General features: G+C 64.3%; 13 protein-coding genes and 1 tRNA gene. 8 read left to right on the plus strand and 6 right to left on the minus strand.

The genetic code is table 11. The features are described from left to right. Window positions 1–75 precede the first annotated feature (75 nt). Window positions 76–2,913: an ATP-dependent helicase gene (locus tag ACZY1I_RS24165; RefSeq protein ID WP_463758267.1), complete on the plus strand. Its 2,838-nt coding sequence runs from the start codon at window positions 76–78 to the stop codon at window positions 2,911–2,913. Between the two features lie 33 nt (window positions 2,914–2,946). Here ACZY1I_RS24165 and ACZY1I_RS24170 read toward each other — a convergent pair whose 3' ends face one another. The 5 genes from ACZY1I_RS24170 to ACZY1I_RS24190 all read right to left on the minus strand — a co-directional run bounded on the left by ACZY1I_RS24170 (window position 2,947) and on the right by ACZY1I_RS24190 (window position 12,397). Next, the gene (locus ACZY1I_RS24170; RefSeq protein ID WP_463758269.1) at window positions 2,947–5,529 is read right to left on the minus strand and encodes a DEAD/DEAH box helicase; all 2,583 of its coding nucleotides are present in this window, start codon (window positions 5,527–5,529) and stop codon (window positions 2,947–2,949) included. Next, the gene (locus tag ACZY1I_RS24175) at window positions 5,526–7,670 is read right to left on the minus strand and encodes a site-specific DNA-methyltransferase (protein ID WP_463758273.1); all 2,145 of its coding nucleotides are present in this window, start codon (window positions 7,668–7,670) and stop codon (window positions 5,526–5,528) included. Before ACZY1I_RS24175 ends, ACZY1I_RS24170 begins: the two co-directional genes overlap by 4 nt. 53 nt (window positions 7,671–7,723) lie before the next feature. Next, entirely contained in the window at window positions 7,724–9,151 is a 1,428-nt protein-coding gene (locus ACZY1I_RS24180) for an AAA family ATPase (protein WP_463758276.1), read from the minus strand. A 95-nt stretch (window positions 9,152–9,246) separates the two neighbouring features. Further along, a complete protein-coding gene (locus ACZY1I_RS24185) occupies window positions 9,247–11,874 on the minus strand; it encodes a hypothetical protein (RefSeq protein WP_463758278.1) in 2,628 nt (875 codons plus the stop codon). Between the two features lie 440 nt (window positions 11,875–12,314). Next, a tRNA-Leu gene (locus tag ACZY1I_RS24190) sits at window positions 12,315–12,397 on the minus strand. A gap of 249 nt (window positions 12,398–12,646) precedes the next feature. Here ACZY1I_RS24190 and ACZY1I_RS24195 point away from each other — a divergent pair. The 7 genes from ACZY1I_RS24195 (at window position 12,647) to pknB (ending at window position 22,525) form a co-directional block, all read left to right on the plus strand. Next, a complete protein-coding gene (locus tag ACZY1I_RS24195; RefSeq protein ID WP_463758281.1) occupies window positions 12,647–14,356 on the plus strand; it encodes a DUF3662 and FHA domain-containing protein in 1,710 nt (569 codons plus the stop codon). A gap of 125 nt (window positions 14,357–14,481) precedes the next feature. Beyond that, window positions 14,482–14,949 carry an FHA domain-containing protein FhaB/FipA gene (locus tag ACZY1I_RS24200; protein WP_463758285.1) on the plus strand — a complete coding sequence of 156 codons (468 nt, stop codon included), beginning with the start codon at window positions 14,482–14,484 and terminating at the stop codon, window positions 14,947–14,949. Beyond that, complete coding sequence (locus ACZY1I_RS24205; RefSeq protein WP_463758288.1) at window positions 14,946–16,511, plus strand: PP2C family protein-serine/threonine phosphatase; 1,566 nt, start codon at window positions 14,946–14,948, stop codon at window positions 16,509–16,511. Before ACZY1I_RS24200 ends, ACZY1I_RS24205 begins: the two co-directional genes overlap by 4 nt. Beyond that, a complete protein-coding gene (locus ACZY1I_RS24210) occupies window positions 16,508–17,920 on the plus strand; it encodes an FtsW/RodA/SpoVE family cell cycle protein (protein WP_463758290.1) in 1,413 nt (470 codons plus the stop codon). Before ACZY1I_RS24205 ends, ACZY1I_RS24210 begins: the two co-directional genes overlap by 4 nt. Next, window positions 17,917–19,395 carry a D,D-transpeptidase PbpA gene (pbpA, locus tag ACZY1I_RS24215; RefSeq protein ID WP_463758293.1) on the plus strand — a complete coding sequence of 493 codons (1,479 nt, stop codon included), beginning with the start codon at window positions 17,917–17,919 and terminating at the stop codon, window positions 19,393–19,395. Before ACZY1I_RS24210 ends, pbpA begins: the two co-directional genes overlap by 4 nt. Further along, complete coding sequence (locus ACZY1I_RS24220) at window positions 19,392–20,654, plus strand: serine/threonine-protein kinase (RefSeq protein WP_463758296.1); 1,263 nt, start codon at window positions 19,392–19,394, stop codon at window positions 20,652–20,654. The genes pbpA and ACZY1I_RS24220 overlap by 4 nt, the downstream gene beginning before the upstream one ends. Beyond that, complete coding sequence (gene pknB, locus ACZY1I_RS24225) at window positions 20,651–22,525, plus strand: Stk1 family PASTA domain-containing Ser/Thr kinase (protein ID WP_463758298.1); 1,875 nt, start codon at window positions 20,651–20,653, stop codon at window positions 22,523–22,525. Before ACZY1I_RS24220 ends, pknB begins: the two co-directional genes overlap by 4 nt. Here pknB and ACZY1I_RS24230 read toward each other — a convergent pair. Further along, entirely contained in the window at window positions 22,503–23,201 is a 699-nt protein-coding gene (locus tag ACZY1I_RS24230) for an aminodeoxychorismate/anthranilate synthase component II (RefSeq protein WP_463758302.1), read from the minus strand. The two genes, pknB and ACZY1I_RS24230, sit on opposite strands and share 23 nt — an antisense overlap. Window positions 23,202–23,235 lie beyond the last annotated feature (34 nt).

Consider the following 23,235-nt stretch of genomic DNA (forward strand, 5'->3'; position numbering starts at 1 on the left):
CCGGCACAGCAAGTAGAGCGACCTGTCCCGAAGCCATTTGTTGGGTCGTCTTCGTCGCCGCAGATACGGCCGCCCGTGCCGGCGAAGCCGCCCGCAATCATCCCCCCTCCGGCGCCCGTCGTTCCCGGTCCGCGGATCGCTCCTGCCACACACGGACCCGCTGCGACCGCAGCCGACATCCCGACCCTCGACGGCGACGCAGCCAAAGCAGTCAGACATCGGGGCAGCCACATCCAGATCATCGCCGCAGCTGGGTCCGGCAAGACAGAGGTGGTTTCGCAGCGGGTGGCTTCGTTGCTGGCCGACGGCGAGGCCCCGGAGTCGATCGTTGCGTTCACGTTCACCGAGAAGGCCGCCGCCGAGCTCAAAGAGCGCATTCGCGAACGTGTGACCGCCCGTATAGGTCCAGAGGCGACCGATCAGCTCGGCCGGTTGTTCGTCGGCACTATTCACGCGTACTGCTTTCGCCTGTTACAGACGTACGTGCCGCGGTACGAGACATACACGCCCCTCGACGCGAACCAGCTGACGAACTTTCTCTACCGGCAGAGCAGTTTCATCGGCATCAAGGCGCTTACGCCCACCGACGGCACATTCAAAAGCATCGCGACGTTCCAGCATGGCATCGACGTGATCGAGAACGAGTTAATCGACGTCGAGACTCTGCCCGCGGGCGACTTCAAATCCGCAGTGGAGTCGTACTACGCTGCGCTCGACCGTCACCAATTCATGTCGTTCGGCACGCAGATCGTGCGCGCCGTCGAGGCACTAGCTGACCCCGAAGTCCACAACGCGGTCACCTCTCCGCTGCGACACCTCGTCGTCGACGAGTATCAAGACGTCAACCCTTCGCAAGAGCGGCTGATTCAACTGCTAGCTAAATCCCGCGGCAATGCCGACGTCGTCGTGGTCGGCGACGACGACCAAGCGATCTATCAGTGGCGCGGCTCGTCGGTGCAGAACATCGTCACCTTCGCAGATCGCTACCCCGAGGTCGCACAATTCACCCTGCTGACCAACCGCCGATCTCGGCCCGGAATCATCGAAGTTGCAAACCTCTTCGCAGCAACGATCCCCGACCGCATCGACAAGCAGATGCTGCCATTTCGCGAGGCAGACGGGCCCAGCGTTGCCATCGTGCGGGACGCGGGTACCGAGACGGACGCTTCCGATGAGATCGCGCGGCAGATCCTCGACTTCCACTCGAAAGGTCTCCCCTACCGCGACATCGCGATCTTGGTGCGCGGGCGGGCGGCCTACCCGGCACTCATCGCCGCATTCGCGAAGGCGGCCATACCCGTGCAGGCGGGCGGGCGGTCCGGGTTGTTCGCTCAACCTGAGCCGCAGGTGTTCGGGGCAACATACGCGTGGATCGCCGACATCGACTGGTCGACCGCGAAGTTCGCCCAGAGACAGACAATTACCCTCGATCAGCTACTGGACGACTACTGCACGACGTTCGACCTCCCGCACGCAACGCGTTCAAAGTTGGCCGACCACCTCGTGGACTGGAAGGCGAAGGCTCTCGCGAGCGACTTCAACGAAAGTCTCGTGCGTGACTTCTACACCCTCATGGAATTGCTCGGGGTCGCCGAGTGGGATCTGTCCGATGAGCTGACACGGAATCGCGTAGGGACTATCGCGCGCTTCACCACCGTGCTCGCCGACTACGAGGGCGTCAGCTGGCGAGCCCGCAGGGACAGGGACAACCCCGGCGAGCAGGTCGGCGGCCGTAGCGGCGGAGCGTGGTTCTACAAGAACCTGGCCATCCTGCTGACCAACTACGCGGTGGGCAGCTATGACGACTTCGCCGGCGAGGAAGGCCACCTCGACGACGCCGTCGCACTTGGGACGGTCCATGGTTCCAAAGGGCTTGAGTGGCCCGTCGTCTTCCTGCCGTCGCTTGTGACCACACGATTCCCCTCGAGCCGGACCGGTCGCTCACTGGACTTCCCCAGCGACTTGCTCGGCCGGTTCGACCGGCAGCGCTACGAAGGCACTGACGCCGACGAGCGCCGACTGTTCTATGTGGCGATCACACGTGCCCGGGATGCGGTGCTCCTGTCGAGCTTCTCGCTGCAGGGCAGCGGGAAGAACCGCGGAGCTTCGCCTTACTACAACGAGGTCGCAACCGCCTACACGAAGGCAGGCACGCCAACGTCCGCGGTGAGCAAAGGGGCGTCGTCCGGGGCCGACCTCACGATCACTTACAGCGAACTGGCCGCGTTCGAGACCTGTCCGCGCAGCTACCTGCTGAAGAACGAGCTCGGCTTCATGCCGGCGATTCAGCAGGAACTCGGCTACGGCAACGCAGTTCACCACACGATGCGTGTGCTGGCCGAGCGCACACAGGCGACGGGTGCCGTACCTACCGCGCAACAGGTGGAACAGCTCCTCAACTCCGAGTTCTTCATGCCGTACGCGAACAAAGCCAGCCATAAGGAGATGCGCGACAAGGCGCGCAGGCTCGTCATGCGATACGTGACCGAATACTCGTCAGATCTGTTGCGCACGTGGGCAACCGAGCGGCCATTCGAACTCTACCTCGAAGGCGCCGTGATCTCAGGACGCGCCGACGTCATCTACGACAACCACGACGGCCAGATCGGCCGCCTCGCGATCGTCGACTATAAGACGTCGACTGGCGGACAAGTCGATCCCCTCCAGTTGCAGATCTACACAGAGGCCGGCCGGCGCGAAGGCCTTGACGTGGGCGGCGCCTTCATCCAGGATCTCGGTGCCGAAAAGCGGTACGACGTCGCGACCGACACGACCTCGATCTCTGACGCCGAGAAGCAGATCATCGCCACAGTCGAGACGTTGCGCCGACGCCAGTTTGAGCCGAAACCTGAGCGACGGAAGTGCCGTCAGTGCGACGTCCGACGGGTCTGCTCCGCCGCGCCGAGACAGTAACGGACCTGTCAAGCATGCCGCTGTGCGTCGTCATCACACGCTGTACTCGACCGCGAGGTCGGATTCGTAGAATTCGACGGCCGGCTTGCTCTCATGCAGAATGGCTTCCTGCACAGCAGGCTTCGTCATGTCGAGCACCTTCATCGTGGTCCCGACCTGCGCGAGTGCTTCAACTCGATGGAACTCGCCACCGAAACTCCGCGCGAAATCCGCGAGCGCCTTCAATTTGGCGACCGCGTCGTCGAGGTGGGTCCCGTGCGGGTCGACAATCGACGCTTTCACTTCACCCCTAACCTCGTGGAAAAAGACGAAATCCGGGTGCATAGTGCGCCAGTTACCCTGACCATCGCGGTAGGCGACTCCCAGCGAATCGACTGCAGGCCGAGGCGGATTGCGGTACCAGCCAACGGCTCCCGGTTGAGCGAGCTCTGCATTGACAACCTGCTGTTCCCACTTGTTGAGCGACGACATCGGAAACATGCCGTCTTCATCCGACATCAGATGCGCCCGCACGAGCGGTGCAAGGGCAACCTGGTCGTTGTCCTCGAGGACCTTGTAGTCCTCCATTCGTGTCCGCGGCTGTCCGAGTTCCCCGCGTTGCGGATCGGTCGTCATTGCGCGGATGTCTTCGTAGTCCTGTTGCCGGACGTCTGAAAGCGACTTGATCGCTACGCGGTGCCGCGCAAACCAATTGTCGACCAGATGAGTTGCCTCTTGGTCGACCTTCTCGCGCACCTCCTTGATCATCGCAAGCGCGGAGGCGCGCACGTACGCGTCCCGCAGACCGTCGTCATCCTCGTCATCGTCACCCGCGAGATAGTTGACGTACGACTGTGCGATGTCCGCGCCGAGCGCCTTCTTTGCGTCCTCGAAAGCAGACCGGATGGCCCGGTCGTCCGCACGCATCGAGAACTCACGGTAAGTCAGCTTGCTAGACGTCGACGTGCCGGAGATCTCCTGAACGTCGACGCGCCACACCTCGTCGATCTGTTGATCCAACAAGTTGCCGTACCGCTTCGCGTATGTGTCGAGAATCAAATGCATCTCGCGCTCCGCGTCAGAAAGGGCGCCCGACTGCACGCCGTCCATCGAGAGCGCCTGCGCAAGAGCGACCAGCCTCTTGACCGGCCGCGCACCGCGCTTCGGCAAGGTCTGGGTCGGCAGTTTGTGCCACGCTGACCACACGGAGTCAGGGATCGAAGGGTTGGGCCGCAACTCGCGGCCCTCCAGCAGGATCTTTTTCGTGGCGGTAGTGCCGGGCATCTCTTCGAGCTGACCGGTGAGGTAGCGCACGACTTTCCCGGCCGTGGTGCGGTCGAAGAACGGCAGGATGCACTCGACGGCGTTGAGGGCCTCGTCGCCGGGCACACGACGGGCGAGCGGGCTGCGCACCATGCGACCCAACAGCTGGGTAATGTGCGTGGTGTCCTTGGCCGGTCGAAACGATACCATCACCTCTGCCCGCGGGCAGTCCCAACCCGTCGAGATCGCGTCCTTCGCGACCAGGACTCTCACGTCGCGCGTCTCCTGCACCCGTTGCGGCTCGATCCAACCGACGTCCCAGCGGCCGAAGTGCTGTCTCGAATGATCGCCAAACACGTGGGCCACGTTGCCGCCGTAGAGCTCCGGCAGCACCTCGGCAATGGTGTCGAGCGCCCTACCGATCTCATCCGAATCCGGCGTGTTGGGCGTCTGCAGGACAAGCAGCGGGACAACCATCTCGGTGAGTCCCTGGTCTTTCGAGTACGCAGCCCACCGCTCGGTCGACGACGCAAGTTTCTGCGCGCCGAGTTTGACCAGTGTCGTATCAAAGTTGCCAGCTTCGTTCGGAATATCCAGGCTGACAACATCTTTGACGAGGCCGGAATCCTGCACTCGATTGGGATCGACCATCACGGGCGGGAATGCCCGACGGTCTTTGGACGCGTCGGCCTCTTTCATCGCGGTGTCGAAACGCTCGATCGTCGCCGAGATACCCCACACGATCGGAATCGGCGGATACCCAGCGTGGCCCTGAACGAGACGCCGAACGAGAGTCGTCTTGTCACTCCTGGCCTTGGTGTTGAAACCGCGGTGCGCCTCGTCGAGAACGAGATACAACGTGCGGTCTTCGTCAGTGATGGTGTTCGCGATCGTCTCCCAAATTGTGAAGCCCTGCAGATCCGGTGCGCCGGGCAAGGTTAGCTGGCTACCGTCCTCGACGTGCCCCCGCGTGAGTTTCGAGCTCTTCGAAAGCTTCTGCGTGTTCAGGAAGTAAACGCGCCCAGGATCCAGCTTGGGTTTTGCGAACGGCGGCTCGATCGCAACAAGGTCTGACGACGTAAACTTCTCACTCGCGTCCATCAGTCTCATTCGCGTCTGGTCGTTCAGATTGGGGTCGTCCGAAAACCACAGCACGACGGCGCCTTCGTCCGGGTCGACGTCGAACTTCTCGGACCCGAAGAACAGCGCCTCGATGACCGCAGCAGCCATCACCGTCTTGCCCGCTCCAGTAGGTGCTGTGAGGGCGATCGACGATTCGGCGCCGTCGCGCTCCCAGGCCGTGCGGGCACGTTCGAGGGTGTTCAGGACGTCGTCAACGGCCTCTTCCTGATAGTCCTTGAGAGTGAACTTCACAGTGCAGCCCGCCCCGTCTCGATCTCGAAGTTCTGCAGGTATGCCTCGTACATACGCACCGGTTCGACGCGCTCAGGCAGCTGGCGCACAACCGCTTCGAACAGACGGTCTTCATCGGTCACGATAAACGCGATTCGGGCTCTGCCCTGCGCGGCAACCGCCGGGATAAATGCCTCCGATTGGTCGACGTCGACAAGCACACCGTATGTGTCAGCCACATCCCAACCCGCCGAGACGTCCTCGATACGGCGCCCTTCGGAACCAGCACGTAACCACAGGATGGTAGCGACCTTGGCGAATTCACGATTGGACGAAACCCGCAGGGGCGCTTCAAAAGTCAGTTCAAAGAATTCGACGTTCTCCTCGAAGCCGTCGGCAATCGGAAACTCGTCGGTGAATCGGTAGTCACCCTTGATCGGATCGTCGTTGGGAGTCTTGCCAATGATCGCAGACGTGATCCGCGGCTTTGTGATGTAGTCACAGATTCCCCACCGCTCCCAATCAGCATCACCGGGCCGCAGTCCCTGCCTGCGGAGACGGGTCTGATCTTCGGCCGACACTTCGTTGTTCGTCACAGAGATGCACTGTCGGCGACCACCGTCCTGTCGGTTCAAGCGCATCACCGCGTGCGCAGTGGTCCCCGAGCCGGCGAAGTAGTCCACCACTACAGCGTCGGGTTTGTCCGTCACGAAGAACCTCAGCGCGTCCTCGACGGCGTAGAGAGATTTCGGGAACGGAAAACTGCGATCGGGCATGAGCGTACGGAGCAGCCCGCTTCCCCCCGGTCCGCCCGCTTCGTGGAAAGTGATCCTCCATTGCGTTCCGGGAATGAACACGGGCGTGTACGACGAGGAATCAACGACAATGGAACCGTCCGCGTTGCGGCCTAAGACTGGGAATAGGCCCTCATCCACCTTTCGCTGCTCGCCCCGCGCGAGGTAGGTGATGTTGGGCCGCCGGTCTCGTCCTGGGGCGCCTAGCTTGGCGTAGCCCTTGTCGATCAGCGTCCTTAGTGCACTGCCGCTGATCTGCCATCTCCCCTCGCTTCCGTCCGCTCGAATAGGCCAGACGGCGACGCACCCGGCGGGCGGGGTGACATCAGCGGGATCGCCATCAACACTGTCACCGATGGAGTCGAAGACGGCCCCGTCCTCGGCGATGCGCACAAAGACTGGGTAGAAGAGTCCCGGACGATCCGTCCTCCTGGCATTGGTGCCTGAGCGCAGAAGTTCCGCCCACCGCAGCCGCTGGGCACGTGGGTCTTGTACCACTTTCCAGTCATCGCCCAGCGGTAGCGCACGAGGACCAGCATCGCCGAACATCACGAAGTAGACGTACTCGTCAGTACGCTTGAATGCAGCTGACCGGGTCGCGCCCTTCGGGTTGATGATGCTGCTCACCATTTGAGTGCGCGCCTCCGGGAAAGTCTGCTCCAGCAGAAGCCCCAGCCGCAGGTACTCCTTCTCGTCGATCGTGACGATGAGTACCGAATTATCGGGGTTCAAGAGCTCCTTTGCGAGCTTCAGCCGCCGCTCCATGAACGCGAGCCACTTCGAGTGACGATAGAGGTCCTCACCCTCGACATAGTCGTTGTTGTACTTCCAGTCTTTTGCTCCGGTGTTGTACGGGGGGTCGATGTATATTGCGTCGACCTTCGCGCGGTGCGTGAACAGCAGCGTTTGGAGCGCATAGTAGTTCTCGGCGTTGATTACCGTGTGAAACGGCTTGTCGCCGCCGCGTTCAATTTTTTTGCCGGTCGAGACAAGCCCAGGATAAATCGGGTCACGGAACTCGGCGACCACCACTAGATCGACAAACTGGGCCTCTGCGGTCTCATCCGCGTCCCCCAACAGCTCGAGCGACGCTGTGCGGGTGCCGGAGGCATCTTTCGCAGTCGCCACCACTCGCCACAAACGGTCGTCGCCCGCGCTCGCTCTGGAACCTCGCGGCGGGAGGATCCGCACCTTATCTCCCCGACGCACGGGACGCCCCGGCAACTCGACGGCTTCGGGAACGTGACGCTCGAAATTCAAACCGAACGCCCGCCGGCCTGACAGTGCATCAACCTCACGTTTCAGGTCCTTCGCCAGTGCGGCGTCACTGTCCTCGAGCTTCCTCAACAGATCGTTCAGGCGGGACACAAGTCTCCTTCAACAAATAGGGTGCGAAGAGGATCTTCTCAAGCGCGCGCCGATCAGTCGTCGTCCGACACATCGATCGTGCCGCGCGCGAACGTCGCGACGATCCGTGCGTGCGTCTGACGCGGAAGTTGACGGGTGCCCGGCTCTCCGAACGGCGTGCCGGGGCGGGCAGGCGCCTCGGCCAGCAGTTCGTTCAATCCGGGCCGTGTCAACATCAGCAGGCCATGCGTCGCCCGCGTACACGCGACCGCGAGCCGGCCGAACGACGAGTTGAACGCATCGAGTTCGGTCGCACCGTTCAGCGGATGCACCGCGATTGTTATCCCGTTTGTGTTCCCTTGCCAAGAATCGACCGTGGACGCAACGACATCCCGATCAGTCAGGCCGTGCTTCTCCTGCAGCCTCCCGACGATCTCTTTTGCGTCGTCGACCGACTGATTACGCGTCGCCAGTATCGCGATCAGCGGATCCCGTTGATCGCCTCGCGGGCTGGCCTTGTCCCACTTCCCAGTTGGACGACCCGGCACGTCATCGTCGTACGCCGCCGAGACGAGCGACGCTTCCGCGGTGAAGAACTCATCCACCAAATACTCGACGAACTCCATCAGCGGCAGGTCGATGTCGGCCGCCTCCGGTTCAGCAAGGCCATCGATCTCAAGCAGCGTCGGTACACCCGTACCGACCTGCCTCCAGATCTCGGCCACGCCGTCGTCCATCGACCCGAGATCGACCTCGCGGTCACCCGGCGCCGCCACACAGTCGAGCGATGCCCATTCCGGGTAGAACGCACGCCACAAGGCAAGATGACCAGCGGACGGACGCCACACGGTAGGAAGTTCGCGAGACCACGTGCGCGGATCGTCGTCGTAGTCGGTCGGCCACGCACGGTACGGGTTGTAGCCCGGGTCTCCCCGCCACGGGTTCTCTCCGATCTCCAGCGGGGGAAGTTGACCGACGTCACCAACTCCGACCCACAGCGGTGCAACCTTTGTCACCTTGTCGAACAAGTGGTGTGCGATCTGCCACGCTTCGTCGACGAACAGGACGTCGAACGGCGCAGTGCCGTTCGACGCGGCACCGAGGTGATTGCGGAGCCGCCCCATTTCGCCAATCGCGCCGAAGCGGGCAGCCGTCGCGATCACAACTTTCACGTCGGTTGGGAGTTGGCTGGTCGACGTGACCACAGTCGCTGCTGCGAGCACCTCGCTCGGCATTTCCCTGAACGCATCCTGGCTCGCGAGGAGCGCGACGACATCTCGACCGAGCGACTCCCCGAGCGAGACAGCCAGTGGCCGCACTTGCTTGTTCGTGAACGCCGTGATCGCAACCCGTCTGCCCTGAGGGTGCTGAGAGGCCTCGACCACTAGACGTTTCAGCGCGTACGACTTTCCCGCACCAGCCGACGCCTTCATCAGAATCCGCTCCACCGGCGACGTACCCGACAACATCTCGGCAAGCTCCCGGCTCGCCTCGTCGGCCACGGCACCGTTGAGCGCCGCAGCATCCTCGTGATAGGTGTCGCCGGTCGCGATGTCACGCGGTTCTATGAAGTGGCTGGTTGTTGCTTGTTCGGTCGTCATTCCAGATCATCCATAGTCTGGTCGGTAGGCACCGGCTCTGGCGCGAGTACGAACGCATCACCCGCCGCTGCGTGAGCCGCCGACACTTCGAACGCATCGCTGTCACGCACCGGCGGCCAAGTCTCGGGGTTTAGTTCGCCGCGCACACGCCGGCTCGCAATGAGGTCGGAGAACTCGGCCTCGCTCCGTTCGTGAGGTCTGCAGCACCATCGATGCATCTCGGCATCCTCGTCGTACGAGCCGAACTCGCAGTCGGCCTTCGGCGCGGACGTATCATCTGGCTTAGGTTTCGCCACCGACAGGATGCTGTTTCTCGCGAGGTTCGAAAACCACGTGAAGTCCGCAACCACAAGCCGATCGCCGACCGCCACCGCTGGAACCGTCTGCGGTTGCCAACGCAGCTGTGGCGCTCCAGTACCGGTGCTCAGCGGACCGATGCTCAGTCCGCCAATCTTGAAGGCGGTGGCCCGCGTCGAGTCAACCCAGACACCAGGCTCCTCGACGCACGCATCTCCGTTTTGCATCAGCATCACGACGCGCGAACCATCCCCGAGTCGACGAGATTCGATTTCCAGCTCGAGCGGCATGACCGACGTGACCGTCGCGAACGCGACGGACCGGTTCCCAGCGTCGGACGCCATGTCTTCTGCCGCTTGTGGATTCGACAACGCGAGCAGCTGCGCCGCGCACGATCCGTCACTCTCGATCATCGGCACGAGTGAGTTACGCCAGGGCCGGTATGTCCGACCAAAGCGCACCAAATCCGAGGCGTGCAGCTGCAGCCGCCGACGCCACACCTGCTGCGCGTCAGACTCGATGGCCCGGTGAACTTCGCGAAGGGTCGACGAGCCGATTCCCTCGAGCGCGTCGAGCGCGCGCTCCAATATCTCTGCCTTGTAGTGCAATTCTTTGACGACAAGGGCTTTGTATAGCTCCGGATCAGCGGCCCCCGAACCGCCATGCTTGCCGCGCTTTCCGACGAGTGCTTCGTGGATGGCGTCCGAGGAAGAGTTTGTGAGGCGTGCTCCGGGCGTGTGTTCGGAGGCTTCTATGGCGTCGGCGAACTGCCGGTGATCGACTGGGTGAGAGTCATCGGCCTCCGCCCAGCCGACGAGGTAGTCGAGGCGGCCCGAGTTCACTGCGGGACCCCCGGCGACCAGGTGTCGCGCGAGGACCTCACGGACGTCGACGACTGGACAACGCAGTTTGAAGGCACGTGAGCGGTCGTCTTCCAGCAGGAGAGCAATCGCGGTTCGCTCGGCCTCTGCGATCGGGCGGGGCACGGTCGCCGGCTCTCCGTCGTACGTTAGAGCGGGGCGCCCCTGGTCCTTGTCTCGCTCCCATCGCAGGCGACTGAGTTCAACCCCGGCGAGGTTGTCTGCGATCGAGGCGAGCACATCCGCGGTCGTTTTGTCGGGGACTACCAGGTGCACGGCGTCCGGTGTTCCGCCGTCCGCTGCGATTCTTTGCTCACGCATCGCTCGGGTCAGCGCTGAACCGACGCGGCGCATCACGAGACGCCGGGTGTCGGGCGCCTGTGGATCGTCGAATGTTACGAATTCCCAGTCACCTCGACCCGCCGCTGTGACGCGCTGGACGCCGATGCCGTGCACGCCTAGTGCTGCCGCATCCGATTTTGCGAGAACGATGTTGAGCGTGCCTGGCGTACCGGCCTGGTCCACGCGTCGCTGGCCGGTCAATTGCGGGGCACCCTTGAGGGTCGCCGCGATGTTCGCGGCTGTCGACGCGGGAACAGGGCCTACCGCTGTGACACCGTCGACGAGCCCTAGCGCGTGGCGACGCATTTCTCGCGCCACGCCAATCTCGATGAGCAGGTCGCTGGGGGTATCCGAGCGCCGCAGCTCGTCGCGACAGTACGAGAACAGCGTGCACGTTGTGCACCCGGAGGGATTGAAGGCAGCTTCAAGATGCTCGATAAGGATCTTCACGTCCCCACCAGAGATGTACGCCGACTCTTCGGCCTCACGCCGACGCTCCTCAATTCGGAGAGTCACTTCCTCTGCGTAGTCGTGCAAATTCTCGACTATCGGCTCTGGCTGAAGGAAGGCGTTGCGCGGCACCGCAAGGACGCCGAACGTGTGCACGGACATTTGGTCAGGCAACCGCGACCAAGCACGCGCGGACTCGGCGCCGACTGCGACCTGAAGGAAACCCTTCAGCATCCGCGCATCGTCAATCCGCGATCGCACTCGCTCGTAGTCCTTCGCGTCGCCCATCACAAGCCACGACGCACTCGCAGTGTCCGCTGACGGAGCCACAACCGCGAAGTCCGGTTTCACATCCGTTGCGCGAACGTCCTCGAATCCCACAAACGGCACCGCGAGCTGGAAGACGAGGGATACGGCGCCAGCGTCTATCGCCCGCGCGTGCGCTTCCGTGAGTGCTTTCGCCGTCGTGTCGACGCTCATGTGCGCGTCAACTATTACTACTTCTTTGGGCCGAGCGAGTCCGAGTGCTCCGACTGTGCGCGTCGCAATCTGGGCGGCAAAGCCCTCGTTCCTAACCAGCCGCTCGAACGTCATTGCCCGCATCCAGCGCGCCTGCGGAATGGATCCAGACGTGTCGGGAAACCCAGCCGCCTTCGCGAGGTTCCGGCGCGTCATACCTGTGATCAGGGGGTCTGTGCCCCGAAACCGCGCGCATGCGGCGTGTGACGACGCGGCGACCGCGCTTGAGCCACCACCGGCACGTTCTACCGCCACACGCTCAACCCTGCCTTATTTCTAGCCCGCTGTGCAGTTTCACAGCTTCGATTCCGACACTTTAGGTCGGACGTACGACGGTTGAGCCGAAGTCAGGCGATGAGTGATGGCGTGCCGGCAAGTAGGACTGTCGGTCGTGGCACGGATTCCACCGCCAAAGGGGCGGTGGTCGGCGATGGCTGAACCTGATGCTCGGACGGGCTCGCCGGGGAATTGAAGGACTCGATCCCCGCAGCAGTCGATCCGCCGCACGCCTGCGCGGCCACCCAACCAAACATAAAGGTCACGAACCATTTCTGGTTCGTGACCTTTATGCCCACGGTTCGTAGAACCGCACACAGTGGGCGAAGGGGGACTTGAACCCCCACGTCCCGAAGGACACTGGCACCTGAAGCCAGCGCGTCTGCCATTCCGCCACTCGCCCGAAACAACCGGAGGACCATATCACTCTAGTGGCCGCCGACCCCAACCGTTACGCGGGCCTCCCCACCCGGCCGACCCACGTCACCGCAACCAAAGGTCTCTGAACAGTATCGATGTGATTCCCAGCATTCTCACGGTGCCCTGTCGTCGCGGTGTCCCGATACGATTACTCGTTGACGCGAACACGTGGACGAGTCGATCGTCGGACGCCGACGATTTCCCAGAACATTTGTGAGGCGAAAGCTGGAAAATGGGTAGCCAACGGGGGCTGGTTCAGCGCATCGAGCGCAAACTCGAGGCGACAGTAGGTGATGCGTTTGCCCGGGTGTTCGGTGGCTCGATCGTGCCGCAAGAAGTCGAGGCCATGCTGCGGCGCGAGGCTGACGACGGCGTCCGATCGCTGCAGGGAAATCGCCTTTTGGCACCCAACGAATACATCATTACCCTCAGTGTGCACGACTCTGAAAAGTTGGGCGCCGACCCGGACCTCACGTCGAGCGCTTTTGCTCGGTACTTGGCGGACTATATCCAAGAACAGGGGTGGCAAACGTATGGTGATGTGGTCGTCCGGTTCGAGCGGTCCTCGAACCTGCATACCGGCCAGTTCCGCACCCGCGGAGCTGTTAACCCAGACGTCGAGCCCCGCCCGACGGTTACCGATTCCGTCCCGCCACAATCACATGATGCGATTGGCGCAGAACCAGGAGTACGACCGATGACTGACAATCCAGGCTACCGCGGCGGGCAGGGCCAGGGTCGGCCCGACGAGTACTACGACGACCGGTACCAGCAGCGACCGCCGGAAGGCGGCCAGCCGGCCGGCGGCTACCCACCCCAGCAGGGCTACCCACCGCCCCAGGGTCAGGGTGGCTACGGCGACCAGCGCGGCTACCAGCAGGACCAGGGCGGCTACCCCGACCAGCGCGGTTACCAGGAGCAAGGCGGCTACGGCGACCAGCGCGGCTACCAGCAGGACCAGGGTGGCTACCCCGACCAGCGCGGTTACCAGGAGCAAGGCGGCTACCCGGAGCAAGGTGGCTACGGCGACCAGCGCGGCTACCAGCAGGACCAGGGCGGTTACCCCGACCAGGCGCAGAGTGGCTACGCACCCACCTACGAGGCGCATCCGGCCGTACCCTCCGGTCCGCCGGCCGGCGGCTACAGCGGTCAGGGCTACGACCAGGGTTACCAGCAGGGCGGCGGTTACGGTCAGCCCCAGGGTCAGCCGCCAGGCCAACCCCAGGGTGGTGGCCAGCCCGGCTACGGCGGTTACGGCGACTACGGGCGTGAGCAAGGCCGTCCGGACGAGGGCGGCTACGGCGCGCCCAGTGCACCGCAGGCTCCCCCCGAGCCGCAGCGGCAGCCCTATGGGGAACAGGGCGGCGGCTACGGCCAGGGCTACCAGCAGGGCGGTGGCGGCGGCTACGGCCAGCAGGAATACGGCGCGGGTGCGGGCGACTACACCCAGTACGCCGATGCCTCATCGGCCGGGGGGTACGCCCCCCAGGGTGGCGGGTACGGCGAACCTGCGGGCGGCGGCTACGGGCAACAAGGCCAACAGGGCCAACCCGACTATGGCCAGCAGGATTACGGCCAGCAGGCCGCGCCGGACTACGGCCAGGCCGCCGGCGGCTACGGCGGTTACGGACAGCAGGGTGGCTATGGATCACCCGCGGCGCAGGTCACCCTCCAGCTCGACGACGGCAGTGGCCGCACCTACCAACTCCGCGATGGTTCCAACATCGTCGGCCGCGGCCAGGACGCCCAGTTCCGGTTGCCCGACACCGGCGTCTCACGCCGGCATCTGGAGATCCGTTGGGACGGGCAGGTCGCACTGCTGTCGGACCTGAACTCCACCAACGGCACCACCGTCAACAACGCCCCCGTGCAGGAGTGGCAATTGGCCGACGGCGACGTGGTCCGCCTGGGTCATTCCGAGATCATCGTCCGTATCCACTAAACCCACCGGCTCAAAGCAGTCGAGCATCTCCCCGCATCGACCCCCTGCCAAGTATCGTGACTTTGCTGATGTGCTCGATGTCACGGGTGCGGGGTAGGCAGCGCACGGACGGAAAGGACCGCCAGATGCAGGGGTTGGTACTGCAACTGTCGCGGGCCGGGTTCCTGATGCTGTTGTGGGTTTTTATCTGGTCCGTATTACGGATTCTGCGCACCGATATCTATGCGCCCACCGGCGCTGTGATGGTGCGCCGCGGGTTGACTCTGCGTGGCAACCTGCTGTCTTCGCGGCAACGCCGGGATGCGGCGCGGTATCTGGTGGTGACGGAGGGTGCGTTGCAGGGAGCTCGGATAACGCTTAGTGGACAGCCGGTATTGATTGGGCGCGCGGACGACTCAACCTTGGTGTTGACTGACGATTACGCCTCGACTCGGCATGCCAGGCTGTCTCAGCGCGGCTCGGAATGGTATGTGGAGGATCTAGGTTCGACCAACGGCACATACCTTGACAGGGCGAAGGTGACGACTGCGGTACGAGTTCCCATGGGTACGCCGGTTCGCGTGGGCAAGACGGCAATAGAGTTGCGCCCGTGAGCCTGGTTCTGCGATATGCCGCCCGCAGTGATCGCGGCCTGGTACGTGCGAACAACGAAGACTCCGTCTACGCCGGTGCCCGGCTGCTGGCCCTGGCCGATGGCATGGGCGGTCACGCGGCCGGCGAGGTGGCCTCCCAGCTGGTGATCGCCGCGCTGGCGCACCTCGACGACGACGAACCCGGCGGTGACCTGCTGGCGAAACTCGACACCGCGGTGCGCTCAGGCAACGCCGCGATCGCCGCACAGGTCGAGATGGAACCCGACCTCGAGGGCATGGGCACCACGCTCACCGCCATCCTGTTCGCGGGTAACCGGCTCGGGCTGGTGCACATCGGCGACTCGCGCGGCTACCTGTTCCGCGACGGCGAGCTGACGCAGATCACCAAGGACGACACGTTCGTCCAGACGCTGGTCGACGAAGGCCGCATCACCGCGGAGGAGGCGCACAGCCACCCCCAGCGTTCGCTGATCATGCGCGCGCTGACCGGGCACGAGGTCGAACCGACGTTGACAATGCGGGAAGCCCGGGCAGGTGACCGCTACCTGTTGTGCTCGGACGGACTCTCCGACCCGGTCAGCAACGACACCATCGCCGAAGCTCTGCAGATCGCCGACGTCGCCGAGAGTGCCTACCGCCTGATCGAGCTGGCGTTGCGAGGTGGCGGTCCCGACAATGTCACCGTCGTGGTCGCCGACGTCGTCGATTACGAGTACGGCCAGACTCAGCCGATTCTGGCCGGGGCGGTCTCCGGTGACAGCGACGACGATCAGCTGACCCTGCCAAACACCGCGGCAGGCCGGGCGTCGGCGCTCGGCCCCCGCAAGGGCGAGGTCACCAAACGCATTGCGCCGCAACCGGAGCCGCCGCCTTCGCCCAAGTGGTCGCGAAAACGCCTGGCAATCGTCATCGGGCTGGTGGTAGCGGTGCTGCTGCTGGGCTTGTTCATCAGCCGCACGGTCATCCGGAACAATTACTACGTTGCTGCCGACAGCGGCGGCGTAGTCATCATGCAGGGTATTCAGGGATCCCTGCTCGGCTACTCGTTGCATGACGTCCACTCGCGTGGCTGCCTGGACGCCAAGGGCCAGGTCTCAGAGGTCAACCCCACCCAGTCCAATCATCCGGATTGCCAGTTGCTGAAGTTGGACAACCTGGCCCGCCCCGCGCGTACATCCGTTGAGTCCCTTCAACTTCCGTCCGGAACGCTCGATGACGCCCGTAAGCAGTTGATCGGTTTGCGCGACTCGCTGCTGCCCGTGTGCCCACCCGATCGGGCCACGTCCGCACCGGAGCCATCAGCGCCGTCCACCAACAGCAGTGGCACGTCCGAACCAACCCCCACTCCTTCGGCACCCGCGTCGGCCACCCAATCGACCACACCCTCGTCACCCCCAGCGCCGAGCCCCGCTCCGACACCCAGCAGCCCCACTGCGACTCCACAGAGCAGCCCGCCGCCGTCGCCCGCTTCGTCTTCGCCGGCACCTACGCCCACTACCGCGAACAACGAGACTCCCCAACCCGCGCCACGGCCAGGCGTCGACTGCCGGCCGGCGGCATGACGACGACGGAGCTGCCAGCACCGGTTGCGGTGACACCTCCGCTACCGACTCGGCGCAATGCTGAGTTGGCCCTGTTGTGCTTTGCCGCCGTCATCACCATCGCCGCGTTATTCATCGTGGAGGTCAACCAGGAGCGGGGCCTGCACTGGGATCTGATCAGCTACGGGCTGGGTTTTCTCACGCTGTTCGGAATTGCGCATCTCGCCCTCCGACGTTTCGCGCCCTATACCGACCCGCTGCTGCTCCCGGTGGTGGCGCTGCTCAACGGGCTCGGGTTGGTGATGATCCACCGCCTCGACCTGGTCGACAATCGGTTGGGCAATTCGGGGCACCCCAGCGCCAACCAGCAGATGCTGTGGACGCTGGTCGGCGTCACCGCGTTCGCACTCGTGGTGACATTCCTCAAAGACCACCGCCAGCTGGCGCGCTACGGGTACATCTGCGGCCTGACCGGCCTGGTGCTCCTGGTCATTCCGGCACTACTGCCGGTCGCCCTGTCCGAACAGAACGGCGCCAAAATCTGGATCCGGTTGCCCGGCTTCTCGATTCAGCCCGCCGAGTTTTCCAAGATTCTGCTGCTGATCTTCTTCTCGGCGGTACTCGTTGCCAAGCGCAGCCTGTTCACCAGTGCGGGCAAACATCTGATGGGCATGACGCTGCCACGCCCCCGCGATCTCGCGCCGCTGCTGGCCGCCTGGGTGATCTCGATCGGCGTGATGGTGTTCGAGAAGGACCTCGGCACGTCGCTGCTGCTGTACGCGTCATTCCTGGTGGTGGTCTACCTGGCCACGCAGCGGTTCAGTTGGGTCCTGCTCGGCTTGGCACTCTTCGCCGCCGGCAGCGTCGTGGCCTACTACTTGTTCGCACACGTGCGGGTCCGGGTGCAGAACTGGCTCGATCCCTTCGCGGATCCGGACGGCAGCGGCTACCAAATGGTGCAGGCCCTGTTCAGCTTCGCCACCGGCGGCATCTTTGGCACGGGTTTGGGCAACGGTCAGCCCGACACCGTGCCCGCGGCGTCGACCGACTTCATCATCGCCGCGTTCGGCGAGGAGTTGGGGCTGGTCGGCCTGGCCAGCATCCTGATGCTCTACACGATCGTCATCGTGCGGGGCATGCGCACCGCGATCGCCACCCGCGACAGCTTCGGCAAACTACTGGCGGCCGGTCTGGCGTCGACGCTGGCGATCCAGCTGTTCATCGTGGTGGGTGGGGTGACAAAGCTGATTCCGCTGACCGGCCTGACTACGCCATGGATGTCTTACGGCGGCTCGTCACTGCTGGCCAACTATGTGTTGCTGGGGATTCTGGCGCGCATCTCCGACAGCGCCCGGCGTCCGTTGCGGACTCGACCAAAGAAGAAGTCGCCGATCGCGGCGGCCAGCACTGAGGTGATCGAGCGCGTATGAACACCTCGCTTCGACGTATCTCGGTGAGCGTGATGGCGTTGATCGTGTTACTCCTGCTCAACGCCACCATGACACAGGTCTTCACCGCCGATGGATTACGCGCAGACCCGCGCAATCAGCGGGTGCTGCTCGACGAATACTCGCGTCAGCGCGGACAGATCATCGCCGGGGGACAGCTGTTGGCCTACTCGGTGGCCACCGACTCCCGCTACCGGTTCCTGCGGGTGTATCCCAACCCGGAGGTATACGCACCGGTCAGCGGCTTCTACTCGTTGCGCTATTCCAGCGCCGGTCTGGAGCGCGCCGAAGATCTGCTGCTCAACGGGTCCGACGAGCGGCTGTTCGGTCGGCGGCTGGCCGACTTCTTCACCGGTCGCGACCCACGCGGCGGCAACGTCGACACGACCATCAACCCGCGCATCCAGCAGGCCGCGTGGGACGCGATGCAGCAGGGTTGTGGCGGCCCGTGCAAAGGCTCCGTCGTCGCCCTGGAGCCGTCGACCGGCAAGATTCTGACGCTGGTGTCATCACCGTCCTATGACCCCAACCTGCTGGCGTCTCACAATCCCGACGTGCAGGCCCAGGCCTGGCAGCGACTGCGGGACAACCCGGACAATCCGTTGATCAACCGGGCGATCTCCGAGACTTATCCGCCCGGATCCACCTTCAAGGTGATCACCACCGCCGCCGCACTCGCGGCCGGCACCTCCGAGAATGCGCCGTTGACCGCGGCGGCCAGGATTCCGCTGCCCAACAGCACAGCCACGCTGGAAAACTACGGCGGTACCCCGTGCGGCCCCGACCAGACCGTGCCGCTGAGCGAGGCTTTCGCCAAGTCGTGTAACACCGCGTTCGTGCAGCTCGGCCTGCTCACCGGGACCGCCGCAATCCGCAGCATGGCTCAGGCATTCGGCCTGGACAGCACACCTGACCCGATCCCGCTGCAGGTCGCCGAATCGACCGTCGGGGCAATTCCCGACGGCGCCGCACTGGGCATGACCAGCATCGGGCAGAAAGATGTGGCACTGACACCGTTGCAGAACGCGGAGATCGCCGCGACGATCGCCAACGGGGGACTGCTGATGCGGCCGTACCTGGTAGAAAGCCTTAAAGGGCCGGACCTGGCCAACATCAGCAGCACTGCTCCCTACCAGCAGCGCCGCGCGGTGTCACCGCAGGTCGCCGCTAAGCTGGCAGAGCTGATGGTCGGCGCCGAGAAAGTCGCACAGCAGAAAGGGGCTATCCCCGGCGTGCAGATCGCATCAAAGACGGGTACCGCTGAACATGGCACCGACCCGCGCCACACGCCTCCGCACGCGTGGTACATCGCCTTCGCACCCGCGCAGGCCCCCAAGATTGCTGTGGCGGTGCTGGTAGAGAACGGGGCCGATCGACTGTCCGCGACCGGTGGCGCATTGGCAGCGCCGATTGGGCGGGCAGTGATCGAAGCTGCTTTGCAAGGGGGACCACCATGAGTCCGAGAGTTGGTGTGACGCTCTCAGGCAGATACCGCCTACAGCGGCTCATAGCCACCGGTGGCATGGGCCAAGTGTGGGAGGCGGTGGACAACCGCCTCGGCCGGCGCGTCGCCGTGAAGGTGCTCAAACAGGAGTTCTCACAGGACCCGGAGTTCATCGAGCGGTTCCGGGCTGAAGCACGAACCACCGCGATGCTCAACCATCCCGGCATCGCCGCCGTGCACGACTACGGCGAAAGCGCAATGGACGGCGAAGGCCGCACGGCATACCTGGTGATGGAGCTGGTCAACGGGGAACCGCTGAACTCGGTGATCAAACGCACCGGCCGGCTGTCGCTACGGCACTCGCTGGACATGCTCGAGCAGACCGGTCGCGCGCTGCAGATCGCGCACGCCGCAGGCCTGGTGCACCGCGACGTCAAGCCGGGCAACATCCTGATCACTCCGACCGGACAGGTGAAGATCACCGACTTCGGTATTGCCAAGGCGGTCGACGCCGCGCCGGTGACCCAGACCGGAATGGTGATGGGCACCGCCCAGTACATCGCACCGGAGCAGGCCCTCGGTCACGACGCAAGCCCGGCCAGTGATGTGTACGCGCTGGGAGTCGTTGGCTACGAAGTGGTTTGCGGCAAGCGGCCTTTCACCGGCGACGGCGCGCTGACGGTGGCGATGAAGCACATCAAAGAGCCGCCGCCGCCATTGCCCGCCGATCTACCGCCCAACGTCCGGGAACTGATCGAGATCACGCTGGTGAAGAACCCCAGTCAGCGCTACCGCAGCGGCGGTCCGTTCGCCGACGCTGTGGCCGCAGTGCGGGCCGGACGTCGACCCCCGCGACCCAGCCAGTCACCCCCGGCGGGCCGTGCGGCCCCGGCAGCGATCCCGTCGGCTGCGCCGGCGCGGATCGCACCGACCCCCACCACGAGGACCACCTCGCCCCGCCAGGCCCGACCGGCAACCCGACGGCAGCCGCCGGCCCGTCGCACGTTCTCCTCGGGTCAGCGGGCGCTGCTCTGGGCAGCAGGAGTGCTCGGTGCGCTGGCAATCATCATCGCGGTGCTCATCGTGATCAATTCCAAAGACAGTCAGCAGCCGTCGACGCCGCCGACCGTCAACAACACCGGTAGCGCGCCCGGCAACTCGCTGCTCGAGGGGCAGATTGCGCCGGCCACGTATTTCAACTGGACGGATCGCGGGGGAGCGGGTATTTCTGTAATGCCCGCGTCGCTGGCCCGATTCGAGAAACCCCGATGACCACCCCTCAGCACCTGTCCGACCGTTACGAACTCGGCGACATCCTCGGTTTCGGGGGCATGTCTGAAGTTCATCTCGCACGCGACACGCGGCTCAGTCGCGATGTCGCGGTCAAGGTGCTGCGCGCCGATCTGGCCCGCGACCCCAGCTTCTACCTCCGGTTCCGGCGCGAAGCACAGAATGCCGCCGCGCTGAACCACCCCGCGATCGTCGCCGTGTACGACACCGGCGAAGCGGAGACTCCCGCGGGCCCGCTGCCCTACATCGTCATGGAGTACGTCGACGGCGTGACTTTGCGCGACATCGTGCACACCGAAGGGCCGATGACGCCGAAGCGCGCGATCGAGGTGATCGCCGATGCCTGCCAGGCGCTGAACTTCAGCCATCAGAACGGCATCATCCACCGCGATGTGAAGCCGGCCAACATCATGATCAGCTCCACCAATGCGGTGAAGGTGATGGACTTCGGCATCGCCCGCGCGCTCGCCGACAGCGGCAACAGCGTCACCCAGACCGCGGCGGTGATCGGCACCGCGCAGTACCTGTCGCCCGAGCAGGCCCGCGGCGACTCCGTCGACGCTCGCTCCGACGTCTACTCCCTGGGCTGCGTTCTTTACGAAATGCTAACGGGGGAACCACCTTTCACTGGTGACTCGCCCGTCTCGGTCGCCTATCAGCACGTGCGCGAGGATCCCATCGCGCCGTCGGAACGACACGAAGGCATCTCCGCCGATCTCGATGCGGTGGTGCTCAAGGCCTTGGCCAAGAACCCGGAGAACCGCTATCAGACGGCCGCGGAGATGCGGGCCGATCTGGTTCGGGTGCACAACGGTGAAGCACCTGAAGCACCCAAGGTTCTCACCGGCGCCGAGCGCAAGGCGTTCATGTCGTCCTCCGGCCACGGCGGTCCGCGTACCGACCCGTTGCCCCGGCAGAACTTCGACGACTCCGACCGGGACCGCAGCGTCGGCTCGGTAGGCCGGTGGGTCGCTGTGGTCGCGGTCCTCGCGGTGCTGACGATCGTGGTCACCATCGCGATCAACACCTTCGGCGGCGACACCCGCAGCGTTCAGGTTCCCGACGTGCGGGGGCAGGCGTCCGCCGACGCGATCGCCTCGCTGCAGAACAAGGGCTTCAAGACGCGTACCCAGCAGAAGCCTGACTCCACGATCCAGCCCGACCACGTCATCGGCACCGACCCGATCGCCAACTCCTCGGTGGGCGCCGGCGACGAGATCACCATCAACGTCTCCACCGGGCCCGAGCAACGCGAACTGCCCGACGTGTCGTCGCTGACCTACTCCGAGGCGGTCAAGAAGCTCACCGCGGCGGGCTTCGCGAAATTCAAGCAATCCAACTCGCCGTCGAGTCCGGAGATGCAGGGCAAGGTCGTCGGTACCAACCCGCCGGCTAACCAGACCTCGGCGATCACCAACGTGATCACGATCATCATCGGTTCGGGACCGGAGACCAAACAGATTCCCGACGTCGCCGGCCAGCCGGTGGAGATGGCCCAGAAGAACCTGAACGTCTACGGCTTCACCAAGTTCAGTCAGTCGTCAGTGGACAGCCCGAAGCCGGCCGGTGACGTCATCAGCACTAACCCTGCGGCAGGCACCACCGTCCCGGTGGACACGATCATCGAAATACAGGTGTCCAAGGGCAATCAGTTCCTGATGCCCGACGTGACCGGCATGTTCTGGACCGACGCCGAACCCCGACTGCGGGCGCTGGGCTGGACCGGGGTAATGGACAAGGGTGCCGATGTCGACGCTGGCGGCAACCAGCACAACAAGATCGTCTACCAGAGCCCGTCTTCCGGTTCCGGGGTGAACCGAGACGGTGTGATCACGCTGAAGTTCGGTCAGTAGTTCCGGCCGGAGCGGTCGCTGTATTCGGGATGTGCGGGCGGACCGCGGTCAGCACCTCGTTCTCCAACCGGCGGACGAGCGTGTCGTCCCGCGCCCACCCGCAGTAGCTGAGCCAGTTGGCCAGCATCCGGTGCCCACCCTCGGTGAGGATCGACTCAGGGTGGAATTGGACACCGTGGATGGGCAGCGTGGTGTGTCGCACGGCCATGATCACGCCACTCTGAGTGTGGGCGATGGCTTCCAGTTCTGCCGGCAACGACTCCGGCAGAATCGTCAGCGAATGGTATCGGGTTGCCGTGAATGGGTCCGGAAGTCCTTGCAGTACACCAACATTGGTGTGGAACACGCTGCTCGTCTTGCCGTGCAGCAGTTCGGGTGCGCGGTCAACGGTGGCACCGAACGCCACGCCGATCGCCTGGTGGCCCAGGCAGACCCCCAGTAGCGGAGTGTTCGCCGCGGCGCAGGCCCGCACCAGGTTGATCGACGCGCCCGCACGCTCCGGGGTCCCCGGGCCGGGGCTGAGTAGTACGCCGTCGAACTCGGTGGCGATCGCGTTTGCATCGGCGAGACGGACGTCGTCGTTGCGCCACACTGCGGCCTCGACGCCCAGCTGGCCCAGATACTGCACCAGGTTGAACACGAAGCTGTCGTAGTTGTCGACGACCAGAATCCGCATCGTGACAGGTTACCGTTCGGCGCAGCTGGCTGCT

The organism is Mycobacterium sp. IDUB_37 (assembly GCF_055419245.1).